At 47.5% G+C, this 15,287-nt stretch carries 12 protein-coding genes, 3 tRNA genes, 2 rRNA genes and 1 pseudogene (1 of these 18 cut by a window edge); 14 read left to right on the top strand and 4 right to left on the bottom strand.

The window, feature by feature from the left end; all coding sequences use genetic code 11:
• The 5 genes from ACGCCZ_RS01990 to ACGCCZ_RS01970 all read left to right on the top strand — a co-directional run.
• Window positions 1–2,559 (top strand): 23S ribosomal RNA (locus ACGCCZ_RS01990); it begins 273 nt to the left of the window's first position.
• 122 nt (window positions 2,560–2,681) lie between these two features.
• Window positions 2,682–2,757: transfer RNA gene (locus ACGCCZ_RS01985), tRNA-Lys, on the top strand.
• 63 nt (window positions 2,758–2,820) lie between these two features.
• Window positions 2,821–2,895: transfer RNA gene (locus tag ACGCCZ_RS01980), tRNA-Glu, on the top strand.
• Window positions 2,896–2,953: 58 nt separating this feature from the next.
• A 5S ribosomal RNA gene (rrf, locus tag ACGCCZ_RS01975) occupies window positions 2,954–3,070 on the top strand.
• Between the two features lie 7 nt (window positions 3,071–3,077).
• Window positions 3,078–3,152 (top strand) — tRNA-Asn (locus ACGCCZ_RS01970).
• 371 nt (window positions 3,153–3,523) lie between these two features.
• On the opposite strand, the gene ACGCCZ_RS01965 is transcribed toward ACGCCZ_RS01970, so the two are convergent.
• Entirely contained in the window at window positions 3,524–3,739 is a 216-nt protein-coding gene (locus ACGCCZ_RS01965; protein WP_411655162.1) for a hypothetical protein, read from the bottom strand.
• Between the two features lie 309 nt (window positions 3,740–4,048).
• Here ACGCCZ_RS01965 and ACGCCZ_RS01960 point away from each other — a divergent pair.
• Window positions 4,049–4,284 (top strand): annotated as a pseudogene (locus tag ACGCCZ_RS01960) (helix-turn-helix domain-containing protein).
• Between the two features lie 486 nt (window positions 4,285–4,770).
• On the opposite strand, the gene ACGCCZ_RS01955 reads toward ACGCCZ_RS01960, so the two are convergent.
• On the bottom strand, window positions 4,771–5,817 hold the full coding sequence (locus ACGCCZ_RS01955) for an N-acetylmuramoyl-L-alanine amidase (protein ID WP_054324462.1): 1,047 nt from the start codon (window positions 5,815–5,817) through the stop codon (window positions 4,771–4,773).
• A gap of 237 nt (window positions 5,818–6,054) precedes the next feature.
• Here ACGCCZ_RS01955 and ACGCCZ_RS01950 point away from each other — a divergent pair, with 237 nt between their 5' ends.
• The gene (locus ACGCCZ_RS01950) at window positions 6,055–6,759 is read left to right on the top strand and encodes a 5'-methylthioadenosine/adenosylhomocysteine nucleosidase (RefSeq protein WP_054324461.1); all 705 of its coding nucleotides are present in this window, start codon (window positions 6,055–6,057) and stop codon (window positions 6,757–6,759) included.
• A 101-nt stretch (window positions 6,760–6,860) separates the two neighbouring features.
• Window positions 6,861–7,445: a cyclase family protein gene (locus ACGCCZ_RS01945; RefSeq protein ID WP_054324460.1), complete on the top strand. Its 585-nt coding sequence runs from the start codon at window positions 6,861–6,863 to the stop codon at window positions 7,443–7,445.
• Between the two features lie 87 nt (window positions 7,446–7,532).
• Here the strand turns inward: ACGCCZ_RS01945 and lexA are convergent, their stop codons facing one another.
• Entirely contained in the window at window positions 7,533–8,159 is a 627-nt protein-coding gene (gene lexA, locus ACGCCZ_RS01940) for a transcriptional repressor LexA (RefSeq protein WP_411655161.1), read from the bottom strand.
• Between the two features lie 532 nt (window positions 8,160–8,691).
• On the opposite strand from lexA, the gene ACGCCZ_RS01935 reads away from it, so the two are divergent.
• From ACGCCZ_RS01935 to ACGCCZ_RS01910, 6 genes are all read left to right on the top strand, one after another.
• The gene (locus tag ACGCCZ_RS01935; protein ID WP_054324459.1) at window positions 8,692–9,429 is read left to right on the top strand and encodes a peptidoglycan DD-metalloendopeptidase family protein; all 738 of its coding nucleotides are present in this window, start codon (window positions 8,692–8,694) and stop codon (window positions 9,427–9,429) included.
• Between the two features lie 403 nt (window positions 9,430–9,832).
• Window positions 9,833–10,270, top strand: a complete 438-nt coding sequence (locus ACGCCZ_RS01930) for a hypothetical protein (protein WP_054324458.1) — start codon at window positions 9,833–9,835, stop codon at window positions 10,268–10,270.
• Between the two features lie 182 nt (window positions 10,271–10,452).
• A complete protein-coding gene (locus ACGCCZ_RS01925) occupies window positions 10,453–11,385 on the top strand; it encodes a hypothetical protein (protein WP_411655160.1) in 933 nt (310 codons plus the stop codon).
• Window positions 11,382–11,846 (top strand): sugar transferase, encoded by a 465-nt coding sequence (locus ACGCCZ_RS01920; protein WP_411655159.1) that lies wholly within the window; start codon window positions 11,382–11,384, stop codon window positions 11,844–11,846. The genes ACGCCZ_RS01925 and ACGCCZ_RS01920 overlap by 4 nt, the downstream gene beginning before the upstream one ends.
• A gap of 128 nt (window positions 11,847–11,974) precedes the next feature.
• Window positions 11,975–13,153, top strand: coding sequence for an EpsG family protein (locus ACGCCZ_RS01915; RefSeq protein ID WP_411655158.1), 1,179 nt, complete (start codon window positions 11,975–11,977; stop codon window positions 13,151–13,153).
• 62 nt (window positions 13,154–13,215) lie between these two features.
• Window positions 13,216–14,421, top strand: a complete 1,206-nt coding sequence (locus ACGCCZ_RS01910) for an EpsG family protein (RefSeq protein ID WP_411655157.1) — start codon at window positions 13,216–13,218, stop codon at window positions 14,419–14,421.
• Window positions 14,422–14,473: 52 nt separating this feature from the next.
• Here the strand turns inward: ACGCCZ_RS01910 and ACGCCZ_RS01905 are convergent, their stop codons facing one another.
• Window positions 14,474–15,271: a ZIP family metal transporter gene (locus tag ACGCCZ_RS01905; protein WP_085533791.1), complete on the bottom strand. Its 798-nt coding sequence runs from the start codon at window positions 15,269–15,271 to the stop codon at window positions 14,474–14,476.
• Window positions 15,272–15,287: the final 16 nt, after the last annotated feature.

The following is a 15,287-nucleotide window of genomic DNA, read 5'->3' as shown; positions in this document are numbered from 1 at the left end:
ACCAGAGGTAGCAATACCTTTGGGGTTCGGACAGCAATATGTATGCAGCGATCTAGCAGAATGGTTTGGGAAAGCCAACGAAACAGTGTGAGAGTCACGTATGCGAAAGGTCAAAGCGACTAGCTGTATCCAGAGTACCGCCGGACACGTGAAACCCGGTGGGAAGACGGGGGGACCACCCTCCAAGCCTAAATACTACTCAGTGACCGATAGTGTAGAGTACTGTGAAGGAAAGGTGAAAAGGACCCCGGAAGGGGAGTGAAATAGAACCTGAAACCTTGTGCTTACAAGCACCGAGAGCTCATCAAAGAGTGATCGGGTACCTTTTGTAGAATGGTCCGGCGAGTGTGTGTAACTGGCAAGGTTAAGGACTTCAGGTCTGGAGCCGCAGCGAGAGCAAGTCTGAAGAGGGCGTATGAAGTCAGTTGTACACGACCCGAAACCGGGTGACCTACCCATGTCCAGGTTGAAGTGGAGGTAAAACTCCATGGAGGACCGAACCGACTCCCGTTGAAATGGTAGCGGATGAGGTGTGGGTAGCGGAGAAATTCCAATCGAACCCGGAGATAGCTGGTTCTCTCCGAAATAGCTTTAGGGCTAGCCTCGTATTAGATTACCGGAGGTAAAGCACTGAATGGTCTAGGGGCCGAGAGGCTACCGAAACCTATCAAACTCAGAATGCCGGATAATTGATGTACGGGAGTCAGACAGTGTGAGATAAGTTTCATTGTCAAAAGGGAAACAGCCCAGACCCACAGCTAAGGTCCCAAAATATTGTTAAGTGGAAAAGGATGTGGGGTTGCACAGACAACCAGGATGTTGGCTTAGAAGCAGCCACTCATTAAAAGAGTGCGTAATAGCTCACTGGTCGAGTGACCCTGCGCCGAAAATTTAACGGGGCTAAACAGTATACCGAAGCTTGGGATTCCGTGAGGAATGGTAGGAGAGCGTCGAATGAGGGGTGAAGTCATAGCGGAAGCGGTGGTGGACTTCATTCGAGTGAGAATGCCGGAATGAGTAGCGCGAAATGTGTGAGAATCATATTGGCCGAAAGTCTAAGGTTTTTGGAGGAAGGTTCGTCCGCTCCAAGTAAGCCGGGAGCTAAGGCGAGGCCGAAAGGCGTAGTCGATGCACATACGGTGGAAATTCCGTAGCCGCCAAAAGATTTAAGATAAGGGACACCCTAGAAAGGCATGACCCGGGCGATGGTCGCCCCGGGCGTAAGGGACCGAAATTAGAGTAGGGAAGCATGCTGGACGGGGGCGAGAAAAGCTTATTGTATATCTGAGGCGCCCGTACCGCAAACCGACACAGGTAGATGGGAAGAGAATTCTAAGGCCAACGGGAGAAGGGTAGTTAAGGAACTCGGCAAATTGGTCCCGTAACTTAGGGAAAAGGGACGCCACGGAGACGTGGCCGCAGTGAATAGGCCCAGGCGACTGTTTAGCAAAAACACAGGTCTCTGCTAAATCGAAAGATGAAGTATAGGGGCTGACACCTGCCCGGTGCTGGAAGGTTAAGAGGAGATGTGCAAGCATTGAATTGAAGCCCCAGTAAACGGCGGCCGTAACTATAACGGTCCTAAGGTAGCGAAATTCCTTGTCGGGTAAGTTCCGACCCGCACGAATGGTGTAACGATCTGGGCACTGTCTCAATTACCCGCCCGGCGAAATTGTAGTACCGGTGAAGATGCCGGTTACCCGCGACAAGACGGAAAGACCCCATGGAGCTTTACTGCAGTTTAATATTGGGTTTCGGTAATTTATGTACAGGATAGGTGGGAGACTGGGAAGCCAGCACGCCAGTGTTGGTGGAGTCACCCTTGGGATACCACCCTTAAGTTGCTGGAATTCTAACCTGCGGCCGTGAATCCGGCCGGGGGACATTGTTAGACGGGCAGTTTGACTGGGGCGGTCGCCTCCAAAAAGGTAACGGAGGCGCTCAAAGGTTGGCTCAGCACGGACGGAAACCGTGCTTTAGAGTGTAAACGCGTAAGCCAGCCTAACTGCGAGGGTGACGGCCCGAGCAGTAACGAAAGTTGGAGTTAGTGATCCGGCGGTATGAGAGTGGAATTGCCGTCGCTCAACGGATAAAAGCTACCCTGGGGATAACAGGCTGATCTCCCCCAAGAGTCCACATCGACGGGGAGGTTTGGCACCTCGATGTCGGCTCATCACATCCTGGGGCTGTATTCGGTCCCAAGGGTTCGGCTGTTCGCCGATTAAAGTGGTACGCGAGCTGGGTTCAGAACGTCGTGAGACAGTTCGGTCCCTATCTGTCGTGGGCGTAGGATATTTGAGGAGAGCTGTCCTTAGTACGAGAGGACCGGGATGGACGCACCTCTGGCGCACCAGTTGTTCCGCCAGGAGCACAGCTGGGCAACTATGTGCGGATCGGATAAACGCTGAAAGCATCTAAGCGTGAAGCCGACTCCAAGATAAGATATCCCATAGCGTAAGCTAGTAAGGCCCCTTGAAGACTACAAGGTTGATAGGCTGCGTGTGTAAGCATGGTAACATGTTCAGCTTGGCAGTACTAATAGGCCGAGGGCTTGACCATAGTTCCTTGGTTCAAAGCTTTTTCAGTTAGCTTCTATCTTAAATCTTTATTCAGTTTTCAGTGTACTGGCAAAAAGTATGCTGGCGAATGGTAAGTCGCGGAGGCGGCGAGACCACAGGTCTGCACCATTAGCTCAGTTGGTAGAGCACCTGACTCTTAATCAGGGTGTCCCGGGTTCGAGTCCCTGATGGTGCACCATGAAAGAAGTCGGACGACGGAGGTCGGAGAGATCTCTGGCCTCTGCGTAAGACTGAAAGATGTGGCCCGTTGGTCAAGCGGTTAAGACAGCGGCCTCTCACGCCGTTAACGTGGGTTCGATTCCCGCACGGGTCACCAAAAGCAAACAAGGAAAGTGAATATAGAGAGCTATTTAGACAGGAATGTACTAAATAGAGTTGGTGTCGATGACGATGAGGGTCCACCCGTTCCCATCCCGAACACGGAAGTTAAGCTCATTAGTGCCGACGATACTTGGCTGGCAACGGCCTGGGACAATAGGAAGATGCCAACATAAACATTCCTCCTTAGCTCAGCCGGTAGAGCATGCGGCTGTTAACCGCAGGGTCGTTGGTTCGAGTCCAACAGGGGAGCCACTTTTTGAAGGAACTACATCTTTTGTAGTTCCTTTTTCGTTGTATACAAATTTTTTGTAGTCCTCAGAACGTTGGATTTGTAGGGCAGTTGTTTGTTTTTTAGCGATGGATGGATCTTATTAAAGATCAAAATATATACGTATTAACTGGATTGTAGAATGAAAACGGATATTAAAGGGAGTGGGATGCGTTCGTATTAAGAGATAGATTGTTCTGATTTGTGAAGAAAATGGGCGAATGGATTCTTCACGAAAAATTTCTTTTGTAGTTGCAAAGCTGGTGTTTTGAGAACGGATGGTATCCCCGAATTGAGCCGTGGACGAGAGATCACAATCTCTGCATCCCTTTTACGCCGAAGACGTTGACTGATTTCACCAAGGATGGGCTTCCGGGGAGACACCGGCAGTTTTCAAAGCATAACCATTAAAGTCAATTTTAAGGGAGCCGATTTGAATTTCGAAGAGCTTGTTAAGTTTGATGCCGTCGGCCAAGCGGACTGATTCGTTGTTCGAAACAGCATGGATTAGCTGTCCTTCGGTGCAGAATACCGTAGGAGCAGAATTCTCTGCGTGAATGCAGTGACGCACCTGGTCACAAGAGCGTAGCGACAGGATGTGTAGGAGAGGGTATTGTCTCAGAGAAGCTCGCCTTTCTTTAAAGGTCGTTTAGGACGGTGGACGGAGGCGATTAGCACATGCTAATCAATAGACATAAATAAAACTGCACGCGGATTTATTATACATGCAATAAGTTAACTATTACTGATTAGAATATAACATATTTTCAATAGTTTACTAATTTTGTTTACCGTGGTGAAAAGTAGAACGCAAGTATCTGCTATCAAGGAAATGATTCTCTTAAAATTCACTTGCATAAAAATAAAGAGGGTGTCCCCAATGAAGCAGCCCACATTCCACGGCAGGGCGCTTCTGCCCTGTTAGTTTTTGCAGAGGCCCGCGCTGGTGATCCGCAGGCAGTGGAACGCCTCTTGCGGTACTATGACGGCTACATGAATAAGCTGTGTACCCGGACACTCTACGATCTGGACGGTACGCCTCATGTGCGGGTGGACGAATACATGAAACACCGCTTGCAGGCAAAACTGGTGCAGGCCATCGTAAACAAGAAATAGCAAAGACAAAGGAAGCCGCCAAGGGTTAAGATGAACGCTCCGCGCCCTTGACGGCTTTCTCCGTCTTTGTAACCAAGCGGGCGCAAGCAGAAATCCGCTTGCACTCGCTGATATCATGGTATTCGTGTCTACGCATTTAGAGGGTGAAAAAGCCCGATGCCATTGGGCCTATCCGGCATGATTGGACTGTTGGAAATGTCAAACCATTCTTGCCTCTGTAAACATAGTTTGAAATACGTAGAAAACCGGCGTGGCATTTCATTGTGAAATAGCACGCCGGTTCCTTTAGCAACCTCGTTTGTCAGCCGTTAAGTTAATAAGTTTCTCTTACTTCCTTATTGGCGTTCCCCAAACTACGAATCGATGGATTCATAGGAAAGGGGCATCCTCTTTCTGTCTGCAAAAATATCTGAATTTCTAAAAAAAGAGGGTATCCTTCCGTCATTTCATGACTTTTAGGACACCCTCATGGCCTCATAGATTCTCTTAAGCAGTTGGAGTAATTGCTCCTGTTTCCTCTGTTGGATTGGCGACATACTCTCCTTCGGCGGAAGCGACAGGACCGCCGCCAATTTGCATGGTAGGCCCGGTCACAGTCACCGTACAGCGCACAGAAGTTCCGGTTGGCGTGGTGGCAGAGATCACGGTTTCGCCTGCGCTCATCCCCAGCACGAAACCACCCTGGTCAACAGAAGCGACTGCCGGATTGCTGGAACTCCACACCAGACTGGGCACCGTTTGACCAGTGGTGGAGGAAACATTCAGGATGATTGCGGTTCCAGTGGAAAGGTTCGCAAAGATACGATCCATCGAGAGGCCGGATGCCACCGCTGTTCCAGTACTGCCTTTGGCAAACTCATTGACAGCATCCGCAAGGCTCTTGGCCATCGTATTGATGTTACTCTTAATCCAGGCGACGTCCTGTGGATTGTCATGGAAAGCTGTCTCAATCAATGCATGGGGCATGGTTGGCAGGTACATCTCCATCAAAGCGTCGTTATAGGCGAGCTTGATATTAGATTTATCTGGATAGTTGAAGGTTGATTGTAAAACTTTTGCAAAGCGCAAGCTTTCGGCACTCTTTGTGTAGTAATAGATACGAGTACCGCGGGTTTTTCCCGTGGCTGCGTTGGAATGGATCGCTAAATAGAGGTCACAGCCCGTATTTTTAGCTTCATTCGCGCGATTGGTCAAAAAGGACTTCTGGTTGGCAGAGGAGCCTGTTTGTGCGCCTGGCAATACATAGTCAATTCCATAACTTTGTAAATAAGGAATCATCGCTGTTGCAACTTGGCGCATGTAATATTCCTCACTGCCGCTTCCATCACAATAAGGATTCCACGGCTGTGCAGATGGACTCAGATAAACTTTAAAGCGCCCATTCGGACCGTCATATTGCGCATTAGAAAGGGTATGTTCTTGTACTGCCTCCGATGTAGAGGCGGCCGCCGCACTACAAAACGACGCCGAAAACAGGCAAAGGGTCAAGCCCAAGGCAACGGCGGAAAAAAACCTTTTCAATGTACGATTCATCTTTTTTTCTCTCCATCCTCTCTTTTCTCATAGGTTGTTGAACAGTTCCAATTATATTACAAAAATTAGCCGAATACAACAGAAATTTTGTGATTATGTAAAGTAATTGCAATTCCATTTCCAATCAGGTATACTGTAAAAAATAGGCAGTATTTTGGGATGATACAGAGCGGTATCCTATTTTAATTTGGACAACGTCAAAAACTGTAATCTTATTAGAAATGGCGGGATGCAATTATGATCGGAATCATTGGCGCGATGGCAATTGAAGTGGAAGAAATTCTTGCGAAACTGGAACATCCACAGACGGAAACCATCAGTGGAATGGATTTTGTACGCGGCACAATCCGAGGAGTGGATTGTGTGGTCGCGCGTTGTAATGTCGGTAAAGTCAATGCGGCAATCTGCGCCCAAACGATGATCTTACATTATGCACCGGATCGAATCATCAATAGCGGCGTTGCAGGGGGAATCGGCGCGGATGTCAAGATCGGGGACCTCGTCCTGGCAGACGGAGCCATTCAACACGATGTGGATACGACGCAGATCGGCGACAAGATTGGCATGGTATCCGGTATTAACCTGGTTGTAATCCCCACCTCCTCAAATATGAATCGGGTACTTGCCGAAGCGGCTAAATGCTGTGCATATCAAGGGGATGTTCATGTCGGGCGGATTGCTTCCGGCGATCAATTTATCAGCAGCGCGGAAAAGCTACATTGGATAGCCTCCACGTTTGGCGCAATCGCCTGCGAAATGGAAAGCGGGAGCATTGCCCAAGTATGCTATATCAACGGAACCGAATATACAGCGGTTCGTTGTATCTCGGATAATGCTGACAGCAATGCCGGAGTTGACTACGAACAATTTTCAACCTTTGCTGCACATCAGACCACAGAGCTGCTTTGTACAGCGCTTCCAATGCTGGAAAAGGCCAAATAAAGCGGCAAGCAAGAATTCCCTATTGATAAGACAAACTAGATGGTCTATTTCTTTCAAAATATTACAAAAATATTACAAGAAAAGGAAGGAGGCGGAGAAGGATGAAGGTCATTGACATTTCGCGGGAGCTATTTTCTACACCGGTTTATCCAGGAGATCCCGTGCCACGCCGGGAGTTGGTGCGCCGGATGGAGCTGGGGGACTCCTACAATCTCTCCGGCTTCTATACAGGTTGCCACTCAGCTACTCATGTGGACGCGCCACGTCACTTTATCGACGACGGAAAAACCGTGGATGAGATGGAACTCTCCCGTTTTGTGGGGCGTTGTACGGTAGTAGCCGCACAAGGAATTGTCACTGGCGCGGACATTGACCGCATCATGCCCTATTGTGAGAAGATGCTGCTGTTTAAAGGCGAGGGAGAGGCCTTTTTATCCACCAGCGCTGCATTTGCACTGGCATCCGCGGGTGTCACACTGGTGGGAACAGATGCATGGAGCATCGGCGCGCCTCATGCAGAAGAGGGGCCGCATGTGGAATTACTCAGTGCAGAAATACCCATTCTAGAGGGATTAGATTTATCACAGGTCGAAGAAGGAACTTATACATTGCTTGCATTCCCTCTTTTTCTAAAAGGGGCCGAAGCTTCTCCGGTTCGGGCTGTTTTATTGGATGAACTGGATTGACCTAAAAAATGAAACAAGGCGCAGTTCCCCTCTATCACACAGGAACTGCGCCTTTTCTCGATTCCTTTATGAAAATGGAAGTACGCTTCATTTATAATAACGAATGACCGCGGCGACTTTTCCGATTACTGCCACATCGGTTGCATAAATGGGCTCATAGTCGGGGTTATCGGGTTGTAAGCGAATACGGTCTGCTTCCCGGTACAGATACTTAACGGTAGCTTCATCTTCAATCAGCGCTACAATCATCTCGCCGTCTTCGGCAGTAGAAACTTTGCGCGCAACTACGAGATCCCCGTCCAAAATTCCAGCACACTTCATACTTTCCCCGCGGACGCGCAAGGCAAAATACTCATCGGCATTCTGGTTGGGAGGGCAGAAGGGGACGTACCCCTCCACTTCCTCTACAGCTAAAATCGGCTGTCCAGCCGCCACACGGCCGACTACAGGAACTTGCATGGTGGGTTGTTCTCCCGCGAGGTGAATGGCGCGGTTAAGCCCGGCGTCTCGGCTGATATAGCCTTCTCGTTCCAATGTTTTCAGATGTGCATGAACACTGGAAGTAGACTTCAATCCAGTTGCCTTGCAGATTTCCCGTACCGTCGGTGGAAGGCCCCCCTGTGCACGGCTCTTTAAGTAATCGTATACTTTTTTTTGGCTTTCTGTCAACATGTTTGCATCCTCACTTTCCTGGTGCAGCTTCCTTATAATCATTTGCAGAAGATTTTATAGAGGATTTGGAAAAATAGACAATCCACTGGGAAGGGATTAAAGAATCCATCCTCTGCACAGTATTTCAAATAAAAGTAGGTGGAAACGGATTCTTATGAACCTCATTTCACCCATCGATTCATCTCCTATATTATAACACAACCAATTGAAAAATGTAAACGTTTGTTTGCAAAAGTTTCCGAAGATTTCTTTTGAAACCAGCAATTTTTGGCAAAACACACGGAAAATCGTTCAAAAAATCTACTGAAATAGTTTAAAGAATATTCATAGCATCGTAACAACTGAAAGAGGTAAAGTGAGTATAATAAAACTCGTAATCAAGCAATGGAGCCGCACCAGAACTTGATACATGTTCTACCCTCCTCAATATACCCCTCAAGCTAAGAAGAAAGACCGAATCCGAAAGGGTTCGGTCTTTTTTCGTGTTTTCTGGAATGGGGATGGAACGTCTATTTTTACATTTACCGCATATTCCCCGGAATAGGTGGCAAAAATAGACTCGGAGGTGCAACGAATGACTAATAACCATTATCAGAAGAACCATTCATCCGGCGGGTCTTCCAAAGGCTTTTACATTGCTCTGGGCGTCTGTTTAATTGCCATCGGTGTGGCCGCCTGGACGACGTACGATAGCGTCATTAACTATGCAACACCGGAGGAGGACGTCCCATCCAGCAGCCAGACAACCGCCTTTCCGGCTAATGAGGCGGTAAGCGGGGTGCTAGAAGTACCACAGAGCAGTCGTTCAGCGGTGTCCTCATCAACGCCGTCGAGTGCCGCTCCAAGTAGCCAAGCGCCAGCTTCGAAGGCGCCTGTTTCCTCAGAGGAACCGGTTGTCAAGACGACAACGGTCCCGGAGACATTTTCCTATCCAGTCGGAGATACTGTGGTACAAAAATTTAGTATCGAAGATCTTATCTATTCCAAAACGATGAAGGATTGGCGCGCACATGCAGGTGTAGATTTTGCCGCAGAACTGGGAGACGAAGTAACGGCGATCGCGGATGGAACCGTTAAAAATGCATATCATGACGATCTATTTGGCAATGTGGTATATATTGAGCATGGTGAGATCGGCGGCTGTTATTGCGGATTGGAAACCATGGATGTTAAGGCAGGGGACACGGTAAAAGCAGGCCAGAAAATTGGTACAGTTGGTACCACTCCATGCGAGAGTGCGGACGATCCACATCTGCATTTTGCAGTCAAGAAGTCGGGAAAATGGATTGATCCATTGACTATTTTTGAATAAGGCGCCCCCGTCAGCGCTTAGGGGCACAAAAAGCAGAGCGAAAGGGATTTTCCCCGGAACTCTGCTTTTTTGTGTTTATCATAAATGAAAATTAGAATAAATTCATAAAAATTACAAGAATGTTTCTGGAGTTATTATAGAAATTGTGATACACTAAACATAGAAAGAAAAGTACTGATTCCAAAATAGGTCTGGAATCCTGTTGATGGATGGGGTGGCGATCAAGTTGGATGGGAATTCGGCTGTTTGGTGAATCCTTTACAGTTTATTCATGAAATGGACACTGAACGTTACCATAACTGGCGGATTTTTTACTATACTTAAATAGGCGGGGATTTACAGCCCGTGTAAGTGGCAGGTTTCCCCGGTAGGTACACAATGAGATTGACGGAAAGGAGGTAAAATGGTGAGCGACAGAGGAGCGGTTCTGGTTTGTGTTACAGGCCAGCGCGATTGTGACAGATTGATTAAAGCAGGAAAGCGAATCGCAGAAGAACGGTCGATTCCTTTGCATGTGCTATGTGTACAGCCGACTTCGGCGGGATTTGATGCCGATTGTGAGGAGTTGGAGTATCTGAGACAGACATCGCGCGATGTACAGGCAGAGATGTCCGTATATTTCCACGATGATGCCGCATTATTGGCGGTTGGGTTTGTAAAACAAATAGGAGCGACTCATATTGTGACAGGGATGGCGGAGGCCCCTGTCAACGGATTTGTGGAAGTTCTTCATAAGCTTTTGCCCAGAATTCCGATTTCGATGGTGGCAAAAGACGGAATCATATATAATATCTGCCCAGCAAACAGAAAGGCAGTTTCTGCCAGAGCAGCACACGCATAATTGCCATTGACAAGGCTGAGAGGCCCGGCTAAACGCCGGGCCTTTTTTGATGACTTTTGAATGGCCTGTGACGGAAATTGGCAAATCAGAATTTCCTTTGGGAAACTTGCCATTTTGTCCGCAATGCCGTACAATAAACACAACCCCATGGGATTTCCCGCAGAAAGGAGAGGGACAAGCAAATGTTAAAGGAAAACCAACGAATTTTTAATATAACCATGGTCGTTCTGGATGTGTGCATCTGTTTGGTTTCCATGGTGCTGGCGTTCCTATTCCGCTTCAATGTACTCGATGGGGGACATGACCGGATTGGAATCCTCTACTATTTGCGCCTGATGGTCCTGGTAATCCCTTTTTACTTTTTAATTTATCAATATTTCGGTCTGCACGATTCGTTTCGCAGCAAGGGCTTGGTATCCGAAGTGGGGAAGATTGTACAGGCCAATGTTCTGGGAACCGTATTCATTTTTGTGTTGGTCTTTTTTTTGAAAGAAGTGAATATTTCCCGTATGGTGATCGCCCTGTTTGCGGCCTTTAACACCCTTTTCAGCTCTGTGGAGCGCTTTGCGATTCGGAAGATTCTCCGGCGTTTACGCGAGAAGGGGTATAACCTCAAGCGGTTATTGATTGTGGGGTGGAATGAGGCCTCGGGTGAATTCTACGATAAAATACTTTTGAACCGCAGTTTGGGTTATGACGTCTGCGGCTATTTGAGCAACCAGCCAGAGAGCACCGGCAGACGAACGCTTCCCTATCGTGGAACTTTTCAGGATTTAGCGAGTTTGTTGGAAGAAAAAGAGATTGATGAGGTCGTCATTTCCCTCGATTACGATGAATTCCCTGCATTGGAGGAGATCATTGATACCTGCGAAAAAGAGGGGGTCAAGTCGAGCTTACTCCCATTTTATACGAAGTATCTGCCTACCAGACCTTACATCGATGTTGTAGAGGGTTTGCCATTAATCAATCTGCGCCGTGTACCGCTCGATAATTTGGTAAATGGATTTTTGAAGAGAAGCTTTGATATTTTGGTATCCTTTGTGGGGCTGGTATTGTTGTCCCCTGTTCTGTTGGTAGTAGCGATTGGGGTGAAATGTTCTTCCCCGGCCCCGTGATCTATCAGCAGACGCGCATCGGACGGAGGAAAAAGGAATTCACGATGTATAAATTTCGTTCGATGAGCCTGGAAAACAATGCGGATATGACGACTTGGGGAACACGAAAGGACAACCGGCGCACTGGCTTTGGCGCATTCCTGCGTAAGTATAGCATTGATGAGTTGCCTCAGCTCTGGAATGTCCTTAAAGGGGATATGAGCCTAGTTGGACCGCGACCCGAGCGTCCCTTCTTTGTAGAAAAATTTCGCGAAGAGATCCCGCTCTATATGATGAAACACTTGGTCCGGCCGGGAATTACCGGCTGGGCACAGGTAAATGGCTGGAGAGGAGATACCTCCATCGAAGAGCGAATCAAGTGTGACATCTATTATATCGAGAACTGGACCTTTCTATTTGACATCAAGATTCTGTTTTTGACCATATTTAAAGGAATTGTGAACAAAAGCGAAGATCTCTGAAAAATGTTTGCTGCTGTGTTATAATAAGAAGAACCATTTTCACAGATACAGCGGGGAGTGCCCGCGATAGCCCCTTCCCATGCATGGAGCGCTTGTGGAGAGAACACTACTTTTGAGGGGGATTGCCCGTGCAGCCCTATTATGGATTGTTGCTGGCGCTTGTCGCGTCTGGTCTTTTATTTTGTGAGCGGAAACCCAGCAGGCGAAAGGATGCCCTTTTTCTAGGAGGAGCCTCCATACTGTTGATCCTGTTTGCAGCCCTGCGTGGGGAAACGGTGGGGATCGACTATCCGATGTATCAGGCGTATTTTGAGCAAATGCATCGGGGAGGTTGGCAGTTCCTGACAGGGCCGGAGAATGAATATCGGATTGAGTTTGGTTTTAGCCTGTTGAACTATGTGGTTTCGCGGTTTACCGGGGATGTACATGTGTTTATGGCTGTTGCAGCCGCCATCCTGGTGGGCTTGGAGGCAATCGTCCTTTATCGGGATTGTGCAATCCCATGGCTGGGCATGTTCCTCTTCGTCAGTTTCAACTTTTTTGGCAATTCCATGAGTTTTATCCGGCAGTCGTTTGCGATTGCTATTTTTCTGTTTGCGATTCGATATCTGAAGGAGAAGCGGTGGCTCCCCTACCTGGGAATCGTATTGTTGGCGGCGACTTTTCACAAGTCGATTCTAATATTGCTACCCTTCTACTTTTTGGCGCAACTTCCCATTCATTGGAAGACGATCACCCTGTATGCCGGTGGTACTTTACTGGTGTCGCTGCTATTTTGGCCAATCTTTCAGGTTGTCACCCGATTTGTTTACCAGTTTTATGCTACGGAAGAGGGCCTGTATTTTCTACGGGGGCGCAGTTGGCAGACGGCGCTGATTCCCGTTTTGATGACGATTACCGCGCTGCTGACAAAGAAGCTTCTATTACAGAGGAATTCACAAAATAAAGTGCTCATTCATTTAGCCTTATGTACAGGGGCATTGTTTGTACTGACCTGTCAACACTACATTTTTCAACGTATCGGAAACATTTTTTTTGCCAGTGCAGTCTTTCTCATTCCAGAGATCTTGAAGAGCATATGTGTCGAGACGGATGTATGGAAAGAGGAGGAATCGAAAAGGCACCAAAGCGAGGCAGAACGAAAACGGCGTTTGAAGGAGCGCCGTAGAATGCAGAGCCGCGCCAATTGGCACAAGCAGTACTATTTCTATGGCGTAGGGGTAACGATCTTCTTTGGAATATTGTATTATGTCTGGTTCCTTTTGCAAAACCGTATCAACTTGATTCCATATGTCACCTTTTTTTGACATATGTCGTCGGGCCAAGGATAACAAACATCGAAAGTATTGAGAAAGAGGGCGATTCATATGTGGGCATATGCCATAGTTGTCTTTGTTGTTTTGCTCCTAGGATTATTCTTGGGGAATGGAGACCGAGCCGCAAAAAGGAAATCCTATTCCTATGTCTTTCTTCGGTCGTTTTGATTGTTTTTTCAGCTTTGCGTGCTACAAATGTCGGTATTGATTATTATCAGTTCTATGTCCCATTTTTTGAAAATGTCCGAAGCGGCGGTTGGAGTTTTTTGGTCAGTGATGCCAATCCATATCTCACAGAATTTGGATTCAGCCTGTTAACTTTTCTGATTTCCCTTGTAACCGGGAATGTATTTGTGTACATGGCAGTGATTGCCACCATCATGATTGGATTGACGGCATGGGTCCTTTACCGGGATTGTTCAAAGCCATGGATTGGCATGTTTATCTTTGTGGCGTTCAATTTCTTTGGAAACACGTTAAGCTACATTCGTCAGTCCTTGGGAATCGCCATTTTTCTATTCGCTATTCACTATATCAAAGAAAAGCGAATCGTTCCCTATATGTTGCTTGTGTTGTTGGCAGCAACCTTCCACAATTCATTGTTATTGATGCTCCCTGTATATTTTTTGGCACAGATTGCAATCAACCGAATATCGTTGGGAGTCTATGGTGGAATGACTATATTGGTGCTTGTCTTTTCCTGGCAAATTTTTAATTTGGTCACGCAGTTTGTCTATCAGTATTATGCGACCGATCAGAATCTTTATTTTATGCAGGGGCGCGACTTTATGACCGGTTTTATTCCGGTTTTAGCCATGGTTCTAATGATTGCTTTCCAAAAGCTTCTGCTCAAGAAAAATCCCCGCAATGTGGTTTTGGTGAACATAGCGATGTATGCGGGAATCTTCTTTATCTTCACATGGAAACACTTCTTGTTTCAGCGTATTGGAAATATCTTTTTTACGGCAGCGATCTTATATGTCCCGGAACTGTTGACGGCTCTCCAGGCGACTGGAACAGAGGAAGAAAAGCAACGGCGTTTTTTGGCGGGAAAGGGAAGCTGGAGAAATTACGGGTATGTTTATGGAATAATCGCCATGATTATACTGGGGCTCATCTATTATTTCTGGTTTATCCAGCAAAACCGCATTAATCTGCTGCCGTTTTATACAGTATTTGATGAAATCCAGGTGAGTGCTCTTCGTGTGCAAGCAACTACAACGACGTTCCTGAATACTTTGGTGCAAACATTTGGATAATAAAAAGGAGACGTTCTTTTACAGAACGTCTCCCATTCCTGATTGTTTTATGTTATCCAAGCGCCACGTCTAAAATCATCATAACCAAGAATCCCAACATGACGCCCATAGTCCCCGTGTGAGAGTGTTCGCCCAAATGTGCCTCAGGGATCAGCTCTTCGACCACAACGTAAATCATAGCGCCTGCGGCAAAAGAAAGAAACCACGGCATCAGTGGAGTAACAGAACCGGCAATCAAAACAGCCAAAAGGCCGCCGATGGGTTCAACAATGCCGGAGAGTGCGCCATATATAAATGACCGGGTGGTGGAAAGTCCTTCCTGTTTCAAAGGCAGCGAGATTGCGGCGCCTTCCGGAAAGTTCTGAAGGCCCATTCCAATGGCCAGTGCCATAGCGCCGGCGAGTGTCACCGGGGTTCCCTCCTGCGCTACAAGCGCAAAGGAAAGGCCAACTGCCATCCCTTCCGGGATGTTGTGCAAGGTTACAGCAAAGACCAACATGGTTGTGCGTTTCAGTGACGAGGAGATTCCCTCCGGTTGGTCGCTGCCAGGATGTAAGTGTGGCAGAATTCGGTCCAAAACCATTAAAAACAGGCCGCCTAAAACAAAACCGCCGGCCGCAGGAATCCATCCGATGGTCCCTTGCTCTTCTGCCATTTCAATCGATGGTATCAAGAGAGACCATACAGAGGCTGCAATCATGACGCCAGCGGCAAATCCCAAAAAGATGCGTTGAAGATTTGCTTTAACGCCTCCGCGAAACAAAAAAACCATAGCTGCGCCGACTGCCGTACAGAGAAAAGTAAATCCTGTACCGGTCAGGGCCAGCCATGCGGGGTGCATTCCTACCATTGAAGTCCTCCTTTTT

The sequence above is a fragment of the Anaeromassilibacillus sp. SJQ-1 genome (assembly GCF_046693725.1).
Taxonomy (GTDB): domain Bacteria; phylum Bacillota; class Clostridia; order Oscillospirales; family Acutalibacteraceae; genus Anaeromassilibacillus.
This window is presented reverse-complemented; position numbering and strand designations above follow the sequence as displayed.

Coding starts and splice junctions, on each gene's coding strand:
- ACGCCZ_RS01955 (WP_054324462.1), bottom strand. CDS start 5,817: ATGAATCGTACATTGAAAAGGTTTTTTTCCGCCGTTGCCTTGGGCTTG.
- ACGCCZ_RS01950 (WP_054324461.1), top strand. CDS start 6,055: ATGATCGGAATCATTGGCGCGATGGCAATTGAAGTGGAAGAAATTCTT.
- ACGCCZ_RS01945 (WP_054324460.1), top strand. CDS start 6,861: ATGAAGGTCATTGACATTTCGCGGGAGCTATTTTCTACACCGGTTTAT.
- lexA (WP_411655161.1), bottom strand. CDS start 8,159: ATGATTATAAGGAAGCTGCACCAGGAAAGTGAGGATGCAAACATGTTG.
- ACGCCZ_RS01935 (WP_054324459.1), top strand. CDS start 8,692: ATGACTAATAACCATTATCAGAAGAACCATTCATCCGGCGGGTCTTCC.
- ACGCCZ_RS01930 (WP_054324458.1), top strand. CDS start 9,833: ATGGTGAGCGACAGAGGAGCGGTTCTGGTTTGTGTTACAGGCCAGCGC.
- ACGCCZ_RS01925 (WP_411655160.1), top strand. CDS start 10,453: ATGTTAAAGGAAAACCAACGAATTTTTAATATAACCATGGTCGTTCTG.
- ACGCCZ_RS01905 (WP_085533791.1), bottom strand. CDS start 15,271: ATGGTAGGAATGCACCCCGCATGGCTGGCCCTGACCGGTACAGGATTT.